Source organism: Streptomyces sp. NPDC001922 (genome assembly GCF_042891165.1).
Classification (GTDB): domain Bacteria; phylum Actinomycetota; class Actinomycetes; order Streptomycetales; family Streptomycetaceae; genus Streptomyces.
Genome location: NZ_JBIASV010000001.1, coordinates 484,856 through 500,792 on the forward strand (window position 1 = coordinate 484,856; position 15,937 = coordinate 500,792).

Below are 15,937 nucleotides of genomic sequence, written 5' to 3' on the forward strand. Positions count from 1 at the left end.
ACCGAGCACGACGGACCGGGTTCCGCGGCTCCGCGCGGCGGAGCGGCGGACCCTGCGGCCGGAGTGCCTCCGTGCCCGGCACCGGCCGGAGCCCCCTGGCCGAACTGGCACGCGGATGTCGACCGGCCGTACGGCCCGGACGGTGCGGCCCGGGGCCGCGGTCCGCTCGTGCCCGGCAGCCGTCGGCAGCAGGCCCGGCCGCGACGCACGGCGGGTGCCCGCCCGGCCCCGCCCGATCCCCCGAGGACCCGATGATGAGCAGCGCCCCCGCCACCGACCGGGCGAGCATCCTCCTGGTGGACGACATGGAGGACAACCTCGACGCCCTGGAGGCCGTGCTGGGCGGTCTGGGCGAACCGCTGGTGCGGGCCGGGTCCGGGGAGGAGGCGGTGAACGCCCTGCAGGAGCGGGAGTTCGCCGTGGTGCTGCTCGATGTGGTGATGCCGGGCATGGACGGCTTCGAGACGGCAGCGAGCATCAGACGGCACGACCGGTCCCGCGATGTGCCGATCATCTTCCTCACCGGCACCGGGACCGGCACGGACCGCGGCTACGCCTTCCGCGGCTATGCCACGGGCGCGGCCGACTTCGTCGCCAAGCCCTTCGACCCGTGGGTGCTGCGCGCCAAGGTCGGCGTCTTCCTCGATCTGCACCGGAAGAACCGCCAGTTGCAGCGGCTGCTCGCCCGGGACCGGGAGCAGCTGGACACGCTGGCCGAACGGCTGGCCTCGATCGAGAGCTGCCTGTCCACCGGCCGGGCGCCGGACACGGCGGAGCTGCGGGCCGGCGTGGCCCGGATGGAGGAGGCGCTGCGCGAGCTGCGGAGCGGGCGGTGAGGGGGATACCGCCCGCCCCGCGGATGTGCCGGGCGGACCCGGCGCGGCGGGTGCCGCTACGCCTCGCGCGAGCCGTTGTACATCTCGTCGATCAGGTGCTTGTACTCGCGCTCCACGACCGGCCGCTTGAGCTTGAGGCTCGGCGTGAGCTCCCCGTGCTCCACATCGAGGTCGCGGGGCAGCAGGCGGAACTTCTTGATGGTCTGCCAGCGCTGCAGGCCCTCGTTGAGGCGGCCGATGTAGCCCTCGATGAGCTCCTGCACCTGCGGGGAGGCGACGACCTCGGCGTACGGCTTGCCGCCGAGTCCGTGGTCCGCGGCCCAGCTCAGGATCGACGGCTCGTCGAGCGCGATCAGGGCGGTGCAGAAGTTCCGGTCGGCGCCGTGCACCAGGATGTTGGAGACGAACGGACAGACCGCCTTGAACTGGCCCTCGACCTCGGCGGGGGCGATGTACTTGCCGCCCGAGGTCTTGATGAGGTCCTTCTTGCGGTCGGTGATCCGCAGGAAGCCGTCCGAGGAGAGCTCGCCGATGTCGCCGGTGTGGAACCAGCCGTCGGACTCCAGCACTTCGGCGGTCTTGTCGGGCAGCCCGTGGTAGCCCTCCATGATGCCGGGGCCGCGCAGCAGGATCTCGCCGTCGTCGGCGATCCGCACCTCGGTGCCGGGCAGCGGCTTGCCGACGGTGCCGGTGCGGTAGGACTCGCCGGGGTTGACGAAGCTGGCGGCGCTGGACTCGGTGAGGCCGTAGCCCTCCAGGATGTGGATACCGGCGCCGGCGAAGAAGTAGCCGATGTCGGGCGCCAGCGCGGCGGAGCCGGAGACGGCGGCCCGCAGCCGTCCGCCGAACGCCTCGCGCAGCTTGGCGTAGACGAGCTTGTCGGCGACGGCGTGCTGCGCGGCGAGGCCGAAGGGGGCGCTCCGCTTGCCGGTGCGCCGGAAGTTGTCCTGGGTGACCTTGGCGTACTCGCGGGCGACCCCGGCCGCCCACTGGAAGATCTTGTACTTGGCGCCGCCGCCCTCGCGGGCCTTGGCGGCGACCCCGTTGTAGACCTTCTCGAAGATCCGCGGCACGGCGGCCATATACGTCGGCCGGACCACCGGCAGATTGTCGATGATCTTGTCGATGCGGCCGTCGACGGCGGTGACGTGCCCGACCCCGATCTGCCCGGAGATCAGCACCTTGCCGAAGACGTGCGCCAGCGGCAGCCACAGGTACTGCACGTCGTCCGCGGCGACCATCCCGGTGGCCGGGATCGCGCGGGCCATGTACGACCAGTTGTCGTGCGGCAGCCGTACGCCCTTGGGACGGCCGGTGGTGCCCGAGGTGTAGATCAGGGTCGCGAGCTGGTCGGCGGTGATGGCGTCGATCCGCTTGCGGACGCTGTCCGGGTTGTTCTCCAGGTGCGCGGCGCCGCGCCGCTCCAGCTCGGCCAGGGAGAGCACCCAGCCGTCCGGGTCGCCCTCGGCCGGCTTGGCGTCCGACTCCTCGATCACCACGACATGGGCCAGTTCGGGGAAGTCGGCACGCCGCTCCCGCGCCTTGGCCAGCTGTTCCGCGTCCTCGGCGATGAGCACCCGGCTGTCGGAGTCCGCGATGATGAACGCGGTCTCCGCGCTGTTGGTGCTCGGGTAGATCGTGGTGGTGGCCGCCCCGGCACAGAGAATGCCGAGGTCGGAGAGGATCCATTCGAGCCGGGTGCTGCAGGCGACGGCCACCCGCTCCTCGGGGCGCACGCCCAGCTCGATCAGCCCGGCGGCGATGGAGAGCACTCGCTCCGAGGACTGCTTCCAGGTCAGCGAGCGCCACTCGTCCCGCCCGGACGACGACGGCACGGGGTAGCGGTACGCCTCGGCGTCCGGTGTGGCATCGACCCGCTCCAGGAAGAGGGTCGCCACGGAAGGCGGCCGGTTCTCGATCAACGTCTGCGTGTCGCTCACGACATCCTCCGTGGCCCGCGGCAGTGCTGTGACTGGCTGGAAGTTGTTTAACTGGCGAGTAACCTTCGAGCAGGCATCAGGTTAAAGCTCGTACCGCCAGTACGTAAGGGGTGCCGGCCCTCCGTCTTGGCCGAGTCCTGTCGCAGGGCCGGACCAGGCCTGTCATCCCGGGGAAAACCAGGAGTCTGCGGTTTTCTCCGCCATCACCCGGATGGACCGGGAGCGCCGGGCAGAACTCCGGCGCCCGCCCCCTCGGGGACGGGCGCCGGAAGTGAAGCAGCCGTTACTTCTTCGCCTTGGCGTCGCCGCCCTCGGTGTCGGAGGACAGCACCGCGATGAAGGCCTCCTGCGGGACCTCCACGTTGCCGACCATCTTCATCCGCTTCTTGCCTTCCTTCTGCTTCTCCAGCAGCTTCCGCTTACGGGAGATGTCACCGCCGTAGCACTTGGCGAGCACGTCCTTGCGGATGGCGCGGACGGTCTCCCGGGCGATGACCCGGCTGCCGATCGCGGCCTGGATCGGCACCTCGAAGCTCTGCCGCGGGATGAGCTCGCGCAGCTTGCCCACCAGCCGCACCCCGTAGGCGTAGGCCTTCTCCTTGTGGGTGATCGCGGAGAACGCGTCGACCTTGTCGCCGTGCAGCAGGATGTCGACCTTGACCAGGTCGGCGGTCTGCTCGCCGGTGGGCTCGTAGTCGAGCGAGGCGTAGCCGCGGGTCTTGGACTTCAGCTGGTCGAAGAAGTCGAAGACGATCTCGGCGAGCGGCAGCGTGTACCGCAGCTCCACCCGGTCCTCGGAGAGGTAGTCCATGCCCTGCAGGGAACCGCGCCGGGACTGGCAGAGCTCCATGATCGCGCCGATGAACTCGCTCGGGGCGAGCAGCGTGGCGCGGACGACCGGCTCGTACACCTCGGAGATCTTGCCGGTGGGGAACTCGCTGGGGTTGGTGACCGTGTGCTCGGCGCCGTCCTCCATGGTCACGCGGTAGACCACGTTGGGGGCGGTGGCGATCAGGTCCAGGCCGAACTCGCGCTCCAGCCGCTCCCGGATGACGTCCAGGTGCAGCAGGCCGAGGAAGCCGACCCGGAAGCCGAAGCCCAGCGCGGCGGAGGTCTCCGGCTCGTAGACCAGCGCGGCGTCGTTGAGCTGGAGCTTGTCCAGGGCCTCGCGGAGCTCCGGGTAGTCGGAACCGTCCAGCGGGTAGAGCCCGGAGAACACCATGGGCTTGGGGTCCTTGTAACCGCCGAGCGGTTCGTCGGCCCCCTTGTTGAGCTGGGTGATCGTGTCACCCACCTTGGACTGGCGGACGTCCTTCACACCGGTGATGAGGTAGCCCACCTCGCCGACGCCGAGGCCGTCGGCGGAGGTCATCTCCGGGGAGTTGGTCCCGATCTCCAGCAGCTCGTGCGTGGCACCGGTGGACATCATCCGGATGCGCTCGCGCTTGCTGAGCTGGCCGTCGACGACCCGGACGTAGGTGACCACGCCGCGGTAGGAGTCGTAGACCGAGTCGAAGATCATCGCGCGGGCCGGGGCGTCCTTGACACCGACGGGCGCCGGAATGTCGGCGACCACCTTGTCGAGCAGGACGTCCACACCGACGCCGGTCTTCGCGGAGACCTTCAGCACGTCCTCGGGCTCGCAGCCGATGAGGTGGGCCAGCTCCTCGGAGAACTTCTCGGGCTGGGCGGCCGGCAGGTCGATCTTATTGAGGACCGGGATGATCGTGAGGTCGTTCTCCATCGCCAGGTAGAGGTTGGCGAGGGTCTGCGCCTCGATGCCCTGGGCGGCGTCGACCAGCAGGATCGTGCCTTCGCAGGCCGCCAGGGACCGGGAGACCTCGTAGGTGAAGTCGACGTGGCCAGGCGTGTCGATCATGTTGAGGATGTGGGCGGTGCCCTGGTCCTCACCGGTGGTCGGCGCCCAGGGCAGCCGGACCGCCTGGGACTTGATCGTGATGCCGCGCTCGCGCTCGATGTCCATCCGGTCGAGATACTGAGCGCGCATCTGGCGCTGCTCGACGACGCCGGTGAGCTGCAGCATCCGGTCGGCAAGGGTCGACTTGCCGTGGTCGATGTGAGCGATGATGCAGAAGTTGCGGATCAGCGCCGGGTCGGTACGGCTCGGCTCCGGCACATGGGAAGGGGTCGCGGGCACGCAGGGTCCTGTTTCTTGAGACGCCTATCGCCTCTGGTCGGATCGATACGTAGCCTCCATCCTCCCATGGCCGCCGCGCGGGCCACCGCTGCCCGCCGGAGAGCACGGCCCCGGTGCCCACCGGGCCTCGACCGGTTTGGGAGGCCATCGGGCCTACTGCTAGCCTGGTCCACTGTGCCTCGTGCCCTCTCACGCGCGGCGCAGATCAAGAATCCGACGAACCTGCAAAGGCTCTTTCGTGGCGAACATCAAGTCCCAGATCAAGCGGAACAAGACGAACGAGAAGGCGCGCCAGCGCAACAAGGCCGTCAAGTCCTCGCTCCGTACCGCGATCCGCAAGACCCGCGAGGCCGTCGAGGCCGGCGACGTCGAGAAGGCCACCGTGGCCGCTCGCGAGGCCGCCAAGAAGCTCGACAAGGCTGTCAGCAAGGGCGTCATCCACAAGAACGCCGCTGCCAACAAGAAGTCGGCGCTGGCCACCCGCGTCGCCGGCCTCAAGGGCTGACGACATCTCCGAGTCCCCGCAGGGACTCACCCGCCCCTCATGAGGGCGCTGCCCCCTCGGGCGCTGATCACAGCTCCGACGGCCGGGCAGAACCGGGGCTCCGGCCCCACTCGCGGGACAGCGTCCCGCCGGGGACTCACGGTCCCCACTCCGCCGCCCCGGACCCAGCGGTCCCTCTCAACCGCTCCGGACGGCACCTTCGCGGAGAGCGATCTCCTGCGACACCGCGCCGCACGCGGCCTGCGTTCGCCACGCGGGTGCGGCGCACCGAGTCGAACCGAAGGCCCGGCACCTGCCCTTCCCCAGGGCGGTGCCGGGCCTTTGGCGTGGGCTGACGCTTTGACGTGGGCGGGCGCTTTGGCGCGGGCTGGCGCATTGGCGTGAGCCGGAGCTTTGGCGTGAGCCGGAGCTTTTCGCGAGGGGGCGTTGGCGGCTACGCGAGAGTGACGGGGGGGGGTCCGGTTCCGGTGGCTCCGGCTACGGGTTCCGCTCCCGCAGAACAAGGTCGAGCAGCCCCGGGAACCGGGCGTCGAACTCGGGGCGGCGCAGCCGGTTGACCCGCTTGGCCCCCATGTCGCGCTGCTCGACCAGACCGGCCGCCCGGAGCGACGCGAAGTGGTGACTGAGCGCCGCTTTGCCGACAGGCACGTCGAAGCTGCCGCAGCTGCGCGCCCAGTCCTCCGAGGCGGCGAGCTCCCGCACCAGAACGAGCCGGACCGGGTCGGCGAGCGCCGCCAGCGCGACCTCGACCGGTACCTCGTCGGGGTGAGTGTGCTCAGGCGCGGCCCGATGGCTCATGCCGTCTCCCGGATCACTTGCCGAGTGTTCGATCAAAACCATACACTCGCGGGTGTTCGCTTCTCATTGAATACTAGCGGCAGGGGACGATCATGCGTGCAATCGTGCTGGCGGAGTTCGGCGGACCGGATGTCCTGACCGAGACGGACGTGCCGGTACCGGAGCCCGGACCCGGCGACGTGACGATCGACGTCGCGTACGCAGGGGTCAACTTCGCCGAGCTCAAGGCCCGTAGTGCCGGGTTCCGGGTGCCTGCCCTCCCGTTCGTTCCCGGCCTCGAGGTCTCCGGCCGGATCAGGGCCGTCGGGGCGGGCGTCGAAGAGCTGCGACCCGGGCAGGAGGTCGCCGCGCTCACCGGCTCGGGCGGATACGCCGAGGTCGCCGTGGCGTCGGCCGCCACGGTCTTCGCGCTCCCGGCCGGGGTGTCACTGCGCACCGGTGCCACTCTCCCGACGGTGCTGCCCACCGCGCACGCCCTGTTGCACGAGGTGGGCCGGCTGACGCGGGGTGAGACCGTCCTGGTGCAGGGAGCGGCCGGCGGCATCGGAACCGTCGTCGGCCAACTCGCCCGGCTGGCCGGCGCCCGTACCGTCCTCGGTGTCGTCTCCCGCAAGGAGAAGATCGAGCAGGCTCTCGCGTCCGGTTACGACGAGGTGTTCGTCGGCGACGGCTTCGTCGATGACGTCCGGCGCAGCACCGGCGGCCGGGGCGTCGACCTGGCTCTCGACCCGGTGGGCGGCGATGCGTTCCGGCGGGCCCTGGATTCACTCGCGCCTTTCGGCCGGCTCGTCTCGTTCGGCAACGCGAGCGGCGCGGAGCCGTGGGGGATCGGCCAGGCCGATCTGATGCCCGGCGGGCGCTCCGTGGCCGGTTTCTCCGTCCTGACCCTGGCGGAGAACGACCCGCAGGCGCTGCGCACCATCGTGGACAGGGCTTTCGCGCGCGTGGCCGAGGGCGCGGTCGACCTGCCGGTGAGCGCCGAATTCCCGCTGGCGGATGCCGCAGCGGCCCACCGCCTCATCGAGACCCGTACGACCACGGGCAAGCTGCTGCTGCGGGTCGCGGGGGACTGACGGCGGCTGCCCGCGGGGGCCCATCGGCCGTGGGCACCCTTCGGTGCCGGGGACATCCCCGACGGGGGCTTCCGGGCCGGTGGGGCTTCCGCCAATGGGGGCTCTCGGGCCGACAACCGGCCGGGCGGAAGGGGCGTCAGTACGGGCGGGCGGGGCGCGCCGCGCGGGCCACGGCGACCACCGCCTTCTCCAGGGCGTACGCAGGGTCGTCGCCACCGCCCTTGACCGCGCCGTCCGCCTCGGCCACGGCTCGCAGGGCGGCCGATACCCCGTCCGCCGACCAGCCGCGCATCTGCTGCCGCACGCGGTCGATCTTCCACGGCGGCATACCCAGTTCGCGGGCGAGATCTCCGGGACGCATGCCGCGCGGCGCGGAGGCCAGCTTGCCGATCGCCCGCACCCCTTGTGCGAGGGCGCTGGTGATCAGGACCGGGGCGACTCCGGTGGAAATCGCCCAGCGCAACGCCTCGAGGGCCTCCGCCGCGCGGCCCTCGACGGCGCGGTCGGCCACGGTGAAGCTGGATGCCTCGGCCCGGCCGGTGTAATAGCGAGCGACCACGGCCTCGTCGATGGTGCCCTCGACATCGGCGGCGAGCTGGGAGCACGCGCTCGCCAGTTCGCGCAGATCGCTCCCGATCGCATCCACCAGCGCCTGGCAGGCCTCCGGCGTCGCCGACCGGCCGACGGAGCGGAACTCGGACCGCACGAAGGCCAGCCGGTCCGCGGGCTTGGTCATCTTCGGGCAGGCCACCTCACGGGCGCCTGCCTTGCGCGCCGCGTCGAGCAGCCCCTTGCCCTTGGCCCCGCCCGCGTGCAGCAGGACGAGGGTGATCTCCTCGGCGGGCGCGGCCAGATAGCCCTTGACGTCCTTGACGGTGTCGGCGGAGAGGTCCTGGGCGTTGCGGACCACCACGACCTTGCGCTCGGCGAACAGTGACGGGCTGGTCAGCTCGGCGAGCGTCCCCGGCTGCAACGCGTCGGGGGTGAGGTCGCGCACATCGGTCTCGGCATCGGCGGCGCGCGCGGCGGCGACCACCTGCTGCACCGCGCGGTCGAGCAGCAGATCCTCCTGGCCCACGGCGAGCGTCACGGGGGCGAGCGGGTCATCGGTCGAAGTCTTCCTGGCCATCGCGGAACAGCATCCCACGGGCCACCGACATCGGTGCTCGTCGGCGATCCGGCGGTCATGGCTCGGCCACGGACTGGCGCCCTGCTGGGCTGTCCTCGCACTGTTCGGCGTCCGCCGGTTGGCTTCCCCCTGCCCGGGCACCCGCCCATCGCCGTTCCCGGCGTCGGCCCCGCGGCCCAGCACATCGTCCGGCCGGGGCGTGCGGCTCCCCATCGGCCTCCCTGGGCATGTTGCGGACGGGCCGCCTCCTCGCCTGCGGCGCACGTGGCCTGGGAACGGCGCTGCCGGTCCGCTCCCCCGTTTCCGGCCGCTCCTCGACGGTCCCGCACAATGGGCGCGTGAGCAGCGCGACGCCCCACCCCGACGAGACAACCGCACACCCCGGCCACTCCGCACCTCCCACCCATCATGTGCTGGTGCTGCCCGACCGTGACGCCGCGGAGGAGGCGGCCGAAGAGGTCGTGAGCCGCTTCGGACCGCCCGAGGAACCCCAGCTCGTCCGGGACGCCCTGGCGGGTGAGGACGACGCCGAGGACGCCCAGTGGCTGGTGGTCGTCGAGGACCCGGCGGACACCATGGACACCGCCGCTCTCGACGAGCTCGCGTCGGAGTACGAGGGCTGGCTCGAGCGACCGTAACACCCGCTGACCGGCTGCTGACCAGGTCCTGACCATCTCCTGCTCATCTCCTGACCGGCTGCCGTCGACCCGGCCACCGGCCGTCGACCGTCGACCGCCGACCGCCGACCGCCGACCGCCGACCGCCGACCGCCGACCGCCGACCGCCGACCGCCGACCGCCGCAACTGCGCCGCCGAGTCGAGGAGCGGTCAAGCGAGGTCGAGCACCGTTGGGACGCGGTCGAGTTCCAGGGCAAAGTGGTCACGATAGGCGGCGAGGATCTCCGCATCAGACGTCAGAGTTTCCTCGTAGCGCTCCCCCGCGACCGTGGTGACCAGCCGGTCGCCACTGAGCGTGACCCGTGCCTCCCCTCCGTCGGTGAGCCGGGAGCAGACCAGCTTCCGGGTGAACGGGGATTTCGGCGAGGTCCGGTGCCACCAGCAGGTCGCCTCGAAGTCCTCCAGCGCACGGGGACGGACGGCCAGCCGGTACTGCGGGGCGCCGTCCTTCAGGACGTCCAGGTCGCCGTCCGGTGTCCCGGTGATCCGGAAGGTGCCGCCGGGGTCCGCTTGCTCTCCCCGTTCGGTCAGGCGCAGCGGATGGTGGCTGTGCGCTCCGAAACCCACGTCGACCAGCCAGGGGCCCGGGTCGTCCGGGCTCTCGACGCGCAGCGCGAGGTGGTCGTACGGCGGGCCGATCCGGTCGGGGCCGGTGAAGACCCGGGCGGCGAGCAGCGTCACCGACCAGCCGAGCGCGGAGAGCAGCCCCGCGAACGCACCGTTCAGTTCATAGCAGAAGCCCCCTCTCCGTGCCCGCACGACCTTGTCGACGAGCCACTCCTCCTCGAGCACGATGTCCTCACCGAGATGGATGCTGAGGTTCTCGAACGGCACCCGGGTGAGGTGCCGTATCTGCAGCTCGCGCAGGGCTTCGGCATCGGCTCGTGCCGGCCGGGTGGCTCCGATCCGCTGGAGGTACGCGTCGGTCCGTGCGGTATCCATCCCCCAGTTATGACCCATCCGGCCTCCCCGCGCCATCGGCCCTCGGACCTCCGTCCGCGGACCGAGGAAGCGGTCGGACGCCGCCGGGCTCCGCGGACTCGTCCCAACGCCGCGCCGAGCCGGGACGCCGGGCCCGTCACGGCGATCGATCCGTCGGTATCGGTGCGCAGTACGGCCGCCCCGTGCTGCCGCAGCATGGCGAGGGTACGGGGCGACGGGTGACCGTACGGGTTGTCCGCCCCACAGGAGATCACCGCCAGGCGGGGGCGCACCCGGCTCAGCAACCGCGGGTCCTGGTAGGCGGAGCCGTGGTGGGCGACCTTGAGCACGTCGACGGGCGGCAGATCGGGGACCGCCGCCAACAGGCTCTGCTGTGCGGGCGGTTCGAGGTCACCGAGCAGCAGCAGGGTGAGTCCGGCCGTACGGACCAGCAGCGTGACGCTGGCGTCGTTCGCTCCTTCGGGGGCCGGGGCCGGGGCCTGAGCCGAGTCCGGGGCCGGAATCGAGGATCCGGGAAGAACTCCGGCGGGACGGGGCAACGGCCACAGAACCTGCCAGCGCAGCGGCCCCAGCTGCCGGTCGCCGGGTGCCGTACGGACCGTACGGACGCCCGCGGCCCGCGCCACGCGGCGGACGAACGCGGCCTGGTCGGGCGGATCCTCGAGCAGGGTGGTCTCGATCGCGCCCACCGAGCGGCCCCGGAGCACGCCGGGCAACCCGGCGACATGGTCGGCGTGAAAGTGCGTCAGCACGATCAGCGGGATCCTGGTGACGCCCAGGGTCCGCAGGCAGCGGTCGGCGAGCACGGGGTCGGGGCCGGCGTCCACCACGACGGCTGTGCCGTTGCCCGCCGGGAGGACGAGCGCATCGCCCTGCCCCACATCGCAGACCGCGAACCGCCAGCCGGGCGGCGGCCAGCCCGTCACCAGACGTGGCAACGGTGCCGGGCGAGTGATCGCCAGGACCAGCAACAGCGCGAACAGCCCGCACAGCCAGGGGTGGCGCATCAGCCGGGGCAGGGCCCACACCACGGTGCCGGTGACGGCAACGAGCAGCAGGCCCCCGGCCAAGCCCTCCGGCCAGTCCACCTCGGCTCCCGGGAGGGCCGCGCCGGCGCGGGCGACGCCCGCGACCCATTCCACGGGCCAGCCACCCAGCCACGCGATCCCGGCAGCGACGGGCTGCGCGACCGGGGCGGTCGCGAGCGCGGCGAATCCGAGCACCGTGGCCGGGGCCACCGCCGGCTCCGCCAGCAGATTGCACGGAATCGCGACCAGGCTGACGCGCGCGGCCAGCAGGACGACGACGGGAGCGCACACGGCCTGCGCGGCGGCGGCCGCGGCCAGGACTTCCGCGGCCCTGGCGGGCACCCGGCGGCGCTGGAGCGCCGAACTCCAGCGCGGGGCGATGGTGAGCAGCGCGGCTGTGGCCAGCACGGAGAGGAGGAAACCGTAGGACAGGGCGAGCCAGGGGTCGTACAGGACCAGCAGGAGAGCAGCGGCGCAGAGGGCGGGCAGCAGTGACCTGCGACGGCCGGTGGCGATCGCGAGCAGCGTGACCAGTCCGCAGGCGGCGGCCCGCAGCACACTCGGTTCGGGACGGCAGACGATGACGAAGCCGACGGTGAGCAGCCCCCCGAGCAGCGCGGTGGTGCGCAACGGAAGGCCCAGCCGGGGCGCGACGCCGCGACGCTCGGCCCGGACGGCCAGATGCGGTGGCCCGATGAGCAACGCGAGGACGATGGTGAGGTTGGCACCTGACACCGCGGTGAGGTGCACAAGATCCGTGGCGTGGAAGGCCTCGTCGAGGTCGGGCGGCATCCGGGAGGTGTCCCCGACCACCAGCGCCGGCAGCAGGGCTCGGGCGTCGGGCGACAGCCGGTCGGTGGCCTCTCTGAGGCCGGCCCGCAACTCCCCGGCCGCGCGTTGCAGGGCGGTGGGCGGCGCGATGACCCGCGGTGGTCCGCCACCGGAGACCCGGAGCACCACCGCGACGGGCCTGCCGCCGGACTCCGACGGCACCGTCGGCCGGGCCCGGACCAGCAGCCGGGTCGACGGCAGCAACCGGAGCCAGGGGGTCGGCTGCCCCTCCCGTCGGGCGACCGCGGGCGATGAAGGCGGCCGTCCGCGCTGCTGGACGATGACGAGCACCGGCGTCCGGGTCGCGGTGACCGCACCATGCGGCCCGGTCACCCGCTCGGCCTCCGCCTCCAGGACCACGGCCGCCGGGGCGTGCCCAGCGCCGACCACCCGGGGCCGGGTCAGGCGCGGGTCACCGGTCACCCGCACCTCGACGGTCACCGGCACCTGTCGCACCGCCGACTCCGGCAGCGGCCCGCGCCGCAGATCGGCTGCGTGCAGGGTGGCCGAGACCGCTGCCGCGGCCGCACAGAGCAGAGCAGCGGCGGCCATGAGCCCCACCCCGCGCACGAGACCTCCGACCGGCCGTGTGTCACGGCCCCCGACGGGGTGCGGAGTTCTGTCGGCGCGGACTGGGCCGGGAGGTCCGGCACCCCGGATGGTGCGGAGAATTCCGGCGCCGGTGGTCCTGCGCAGCACCAGCAGTATCACCGCCGCCACCAGGCACAGAGCCGCCCCGGTCATCGCCCAGGTCATGGGGGCATGGAGCGCCCAGGCCGCGGCAGCCCAGGCGGCGAGAGCCGGAGCCACGAGACGCAGGTCGAGGGGGCCTTCCCGGGCGAGGTCGGGGGTTTCCGGACGGTCGGGCGCGTTCGCGGGTGCCCCGGTGCTCGTCACGGCTGCACCAGTGGCCGGAGATCGGCGAATCTGCGATCACCGATGCCGTTGACCTCACGCAGTTGGTCGACGGACTGGAAGCCGCCGTTCTGCTCGCGGAACTGGAGGATGTGCTGCGCGAGGACCGGCCCCACTCCGGGCAGGGCATCGAGCTGGTCGGCCGTCGCCGTGCTCAGGCTGACGGGCCCCGCCGGAGGTGACCCGCCGGGCCCCGTGACCGGGCTCTCCCCGCCCGGACCCCCCGCACCCGCACCCGCTCCTGGCGGAGCCGGGCCGCCGACCACGATCAACTCGCCGTCGTTGAGCACGCGCGCCCGGTTCAGCGCCCCCGTATCGGTGCCCGGCCGTACTCCGCCCGCGGCCTCCAGCGCGTCCGCAACGCGCGAGCCGGCCGACAGGCGCTGGATGCCCGGCCTGCGGACCTTGCCCGTGACGTCCACCATGATGCGGCGCTCCGGTCCCTTCGGCGGCGCGGGCCCCGGTGCGCCGCTCGGCAGCGCACCGCTCCGCACCGAGGAGGAGGGGCCGGTCGCCGGTTCGGCGGCCGGCGCCCGGACCGTCTGCGGCTTCCCGGTCCAGTAGTGGTACGCGGCCACTCCCCCGGCAACGGCCAGGAGCACGGCCAGCGCCGCGAGCGCCCGCGGGCTGACCTCGCATCTCAACTGAACCCAGAGCGGCAGTCGTTCGCGGATGGCCGACCACCAGGGACGGTCCCGTCCCACGGCAGCTGCCCCACCCCGCGGACCGGAAGTGTTGAAGAGCTCCTCATGCGTGGCCTGTTGCGCTCCCGGCACCTGCGCCCGCGCTCCCGGCCGCGGTGTCCTCCGTGCCCCGACCTCCGCTTCCGGCACTCTGGTCCATCCCCTCCCTGTCTCCGATGCCTCCGAGGCATCCGAGGCCGTAGCTGACTTCACCGGCTCCGAGGCTTCCGAGGCCTCGGCGTCCGTCTCCGCCGCTGCCGCGGGCGGCGGTGACAACCGAGCCGGACGGCCGGACGCTCGACCGTCCAGCGTCTGTGCCGCAACGCCCCTCCCGGACATCCGCATGGCCGACTCCCGGACCGCACGCCTCAGCGGCCCCTCGACCGGCGACTCCGCACTCTCGGGACCACCCGTAAACCGGCCCCCGACCGACGACTTGTCCCTCAGCGAATCCACGACTGTCGACCGCCCGGTCAACGGCCTCCCTCCCGCAGCCCCGCCCTCCGGGGCCTCCGGCGCCCTCGGCCCGGCGGCGGGCGACCGCCTTCGGCCCGGCGGCAACCGGTCACGACCCGGTGGCCCCGCCGCGTGGCCCGACCGGGGTTCGGCAGCTGCCCTGGACGCATGGTCCGGACTGGATGGCTGGTCTGGACTGGACGGCTGATCCGGACTGGGTGGCTGACCCGGACCGGGTGGCTGACCCGGACCGGGTGGCTGACCCGGACCGGGTGGCTGACCCGGACCGGGTGGCTGACCCGGACTGTGTGGCTCGGCCTCATGCCCCGGCGGCGGCGGATCGCCGTGGTCCGGCAGCAGTCCCTGACCGGCGGCGCAGCCCTGCGCCCCGGATCCCTCGGACACCGGCCACCCCTCGGGGGCAGCTACCGCCCACCCGGTCTGAGCCGGTGCGGAGAAGAGCGCGGCTGCGCGCTCCCGTAACGCTGTCGCGTCGGCGACGGCGGCTTCCCGGCGCGTTTCGCGTCTCCGGCGAGCGGGCCGCAGGGGTGCGTCAACCGGCCCGCCGCCGACGTGAACAGTACGGCCACGATGGTTCATCGGACGGGCTCGACGGCGCCCGTGCCGCCGCCGGGATCGACGGTCGGAGCCACGCTCACGACCCGGACCCGTGGTTACGTTGCGTGATGAGAGGTGCATGCACCCGACGGTAGGCGCACGCCACGCATCGCACCGAAAAGCCCGAGAATCCGTGGACAACCAGCGAGTTGTGGAAAACTCCGCCACTCTTGCGAGCGATCTGAGTGCCGCGAGCCCCAACTCCACAGCACCACATGCTCAACTGTCAGTAGTCGCCCCGACGGGAACTGCAGCAGGGCTCAACCACCCACCCACATCCAGGAGCTCCCCATGCCCACTTCCTCACCGGCCCCCGACTCCAGGCCAACGCCCAGGCAGGGACCTGAGGATCCATGGCCATCCCACCGCCCACGACGAACGCCCCCGGCCTCGCCCCCGACCGTGCCCCGGAGCCCGGCCAGCCATCACCCGCCCCCGCTCACCCCCTGGGTGACAGCACCGCACCCAGCAAACCCGGCCCCGTGTGCGCCCCGATCACCGCGCCGACCTCGCTGACATGCAGCTCCGCCAGCCCCGGCACGCGCTGCCGCAGCCGCTCCGCCAGTTCCTCCGCCCGCGCCGACGCGTCGAGGTGATGCACGGCGATGTCCACCGGGCCGGCCCCGGCCCGCTCGACCACCAACTCCTCCAGCCGCGCGATCGCCTTCGAGGCCGTACGGACCTTCTCCAGCAGTTCGATGCGCCCGCCGTCCAGGTGCAGCAACGGCTTCACGGCGAGTGCCGAGCCCAGCAGCGCCTGCGCCGTGCCGATCCTGCCGCCGCGCCGCAGATAGTCGAGGGTGTCGACGTAGAAGTACGCGGACGTGGCCTCGGCGCGCTTCTCCGCCGCCGCCACCGCCTCGTCCAGCGTCCCGCCCGTCCCGACCGTCTCCGCCGCCGCCAGCGCGCAGAAGCCCAGCGCCATGGCCACCATGCCGGTGTCCACCACCCGGACCGGAACCGGAGCCTCCGAGGCCGCCAGCACCGCTGCGTCGTACGTCCCGGAGATCTCCGACGACAGGTGCAGCGAAACGATTCCGTCCGCGCCCGCTTCCGCGGCAGCCCGGTATGCATCGGCGAAGGTCGCGGGGCTGGGCCGGGACGTCGTCACCGAGGTGCGCCGCTGCAGCGCCTCGGCGACCGACCGGGCGGACACCTCGGTGCCCTCCTCCAGCGCCCGGTCACCGAGCACCACCGTCAGCGGCACCGCGGTGATGCCGTGCCGCTCCATCGCCTGCTGGGGCAGGTAGGCCGTTGAATCCGTGATGATCGCGACATGGCGGGACATGGATGGGAGGTTATCCGGGGGTGAGCCCTGCCGACAGCACGGGCCCGTCCTGTCGCCGT

The 15,937-nt window shown here is 72.4% G+C and carries 12 protein-coding genes; 4 read left to right on the top strand and 8 right to left on the bottom strand.

The window, feature by feature from the left end:
• Positions 1–251 precede the first annotated feature (251 nt).
• Positions 252–836, top strand: a complete 585-nt coding sequence (locus ACFYYR_RS02055) for a two-component system response regulator (protein WP_388845861.1) — start codon at positions 252–254, stop codon at positions 834–836.
• A gap of 56 nt (positions 837–892) precedes the next feature.
• On the opposite strand, the gene ACFYYR_RS02060 is transcribed toward ACFYYR_RS02055, so the two are convergent.
• Entirely contained in the window at positions 893–2,776 is a 1,884-nt protein-coding gene (locus ACFYYR_RS02060; RefSeq protein WP_388845864.1) for an AMP-dependent synthetase/ligase, read from the bottom strand.
• A gap of 283 nt (positions 2,777–3,059) precedes the next feature.
• Positions 3,060–4,934 (bottom strand): translation elongation factor 4, encoded by a 1,875-nt coding sequence (lepA, locus tag ACFYYR_RS02065; RefSeq protein WP_388845867.1) that lies wholly within the window; start codon positions 4,932–4,934, stop codon positions 3,060–3,062.
• A gap of 238 nt (positions 4,935–5,172) precedes the next feature.
• Between lepA and rpsT the strand changes: the two genes are divergently transcribed.
• The gene (rpsT, locus tag ACFYYR_RS02070; protein WP_351515358.1) at positions 5,173–5,439 is read left to right on the top strand and encodes a 30S ribosomal protein S20; all 267 of its coding nucleotides are present in this window, start codon (positions 5,173–5,175) and stop codon (positions 5,437–5,439) included.
• Positions 5,440–5,916: 477 nt separating this feature from the next.
• On the opposite strand, the gene ACFYYR_RS02075 is transcribed toward rpsT, so the two are convergent.
• Positions 5,917–6,237 (bottom strand): ArsR/SmtB family transcription factor, encoded by a 321-nt coding sequence (locus tag ACFYYR_RS02075; protein ID WP_388845870.1) that lies wholly within the window; start codon positions 6,235–6,237, stop codon positions 5,917–5,919.
• A gap of 92 nt (positions 6,238–6,329) precedes the next feature.
• Here ACFYYR_RS02075 and ACFYYR_RS02080 point away from each other — a divergent pair, with 92 nt between their 5' ends.
• Positions 6,330–7,310, top strand: a complete 981-nt coding sequence (locus ACFYYR_RS02080; RefSeq protein WP_388845873.1) for a zinc-binding alcohol dehydrogenase family protein — start codon at positions 6,330–6,332, stop codon at positions 7,308–7,310.
• A 136-nt stretch (positions 7,311–7,446) separates the two neighbouring features.
• On the opposite strand, the gene holA is transcribed toward ACFYYR_RS02080, so the two are convergent.
• A complete protein-coding gene (gene holA, locus ACFYYR_RS02085) occupies positions 7,447–8,439 on the bottom strand; it encodes a DNA polymerase III subunit delta (RefSeq protein ID WP_388845876.1) in 993 nt (330 codons plus the stop codon).
• Between the two features lie 410 nt (positions 8,440–8,849).
• Between holA and ACFYYR_RS02090 the strand changes: the two genes are divergently transcribed.
• On the top strand, positions 8,850–9,077 hold the full coding sequence (locus ACFYYR_RS02090; protein WP_388846421.1) for a hypothetical protein: 228 nt from the start codon (positions 8,850–8,852) through the stop codon (positions 9,075–9,077).
• A 190-nt stretch (positions 9,078–9,267) separates the two neighbouring features.
• Here ACFYYR_RS02090 and ACFYYR_RS02095 read toward each other — a convergent pair whose 3' ends face one another.
• The 4 genes from ACFYYR_RS02095 to ACFYYR_RS02110 all read right to left on the bottom strand — a co-directional run bounded on the left by ACFYYR_RS02095 (position 9,268) and on the right by ACFYYR_RS02110 (position 15,878).
• A complete protein-coding gene (locus ACFYYR_RS02095; protein ID WP_388845879.1) occupies positions 9,268–9,951 on the bottom strand; it encodes an arylamine N-acetyltransferase in 684 nt (227 codons plus the stop codon).
• Complete coding sequence (locus ACFYYR_RS02100; RefSeq protein ID WP_388845882.1) at positions 9,840–12,815, bottom strand: ComEC/Rec2 family competence protein; 2,976 nt, start codon at positions 12,813–12,815, stop codon at positions 9,840–9,842. Before ACFYYR_RS02100 ends, ACFYYR_RS02095 begins: the two co-directional genes overlap by 112 nt.
• Positions 12,812–13,537 (bottom strand): helix-hairpin-helix domain-containing protein, encoded by a 726-nt coding sequence (locus ACFYYR_RS02105; RefSeq protein WP_388845885.1) that lies wholly within the window; start codon positions 13,535–13,537, stop codon positions 12,812–12,814. Before ACFYYR_RS02105 ends, ACFYYR_RS02100 begins: the two co-directional genes overlap by 4 nt.
• A 1,492-nt stretch (positions 13,538–15,029) precedes the next feature.
• A complete protein-coding gene (locus ACFYYR_RS02110) occupies positions 15,030–15,878 on the bottom strand; it encodes a DegV family protein (RefSeq protein WP_388845888.1) in 849 nt (282 codons plus the stop codon).
• Positions 15,879–15,937: the final 59 nt, after the last annotated feature.

What these genes read in the sequence shown, in the direction of transcription:
- ACFYYR_RS02055 (WP_388845861.1), top strand. Translation starts at nt 252, where the DNA reads ATGATGAGCAGCGCCCCCGCCACCGACCGGGCGAGCATCCTCCTGGTG.
- ACFYYR_RS02075 (WP_388845870.1), bottom strand. Translation starts at nt 6,237, where the DNA reads ATGAGCCATCGGGCCGCGCCTGAGCACACTCACCCCGACGAGGTACCG.
- ACFYYR_RS02080 (WP_388845873.1), top strand. Translation starts at nt 6,330, where the DNA reads ATGCGTGCAATCGTGCTGGCGGAGTTCGGCGGACCGGATGTCCTGACC.
- holA (WP_388845876.1), bottom strand. Translation starts at nt 8,439, where the DNA reads ATGGCCAGGAAGACTTCGACCGATGACCCGCTCGCCCCCGTGACGCTC.
- ACFYYR_RS02110 (WP_388845888.1), bottom strand. Translation starts at nt 15,878, where the DNA reads ATGTCCCGCCATGTCGCGATCATCACGGATTCAACGGCCTACCTGCCC.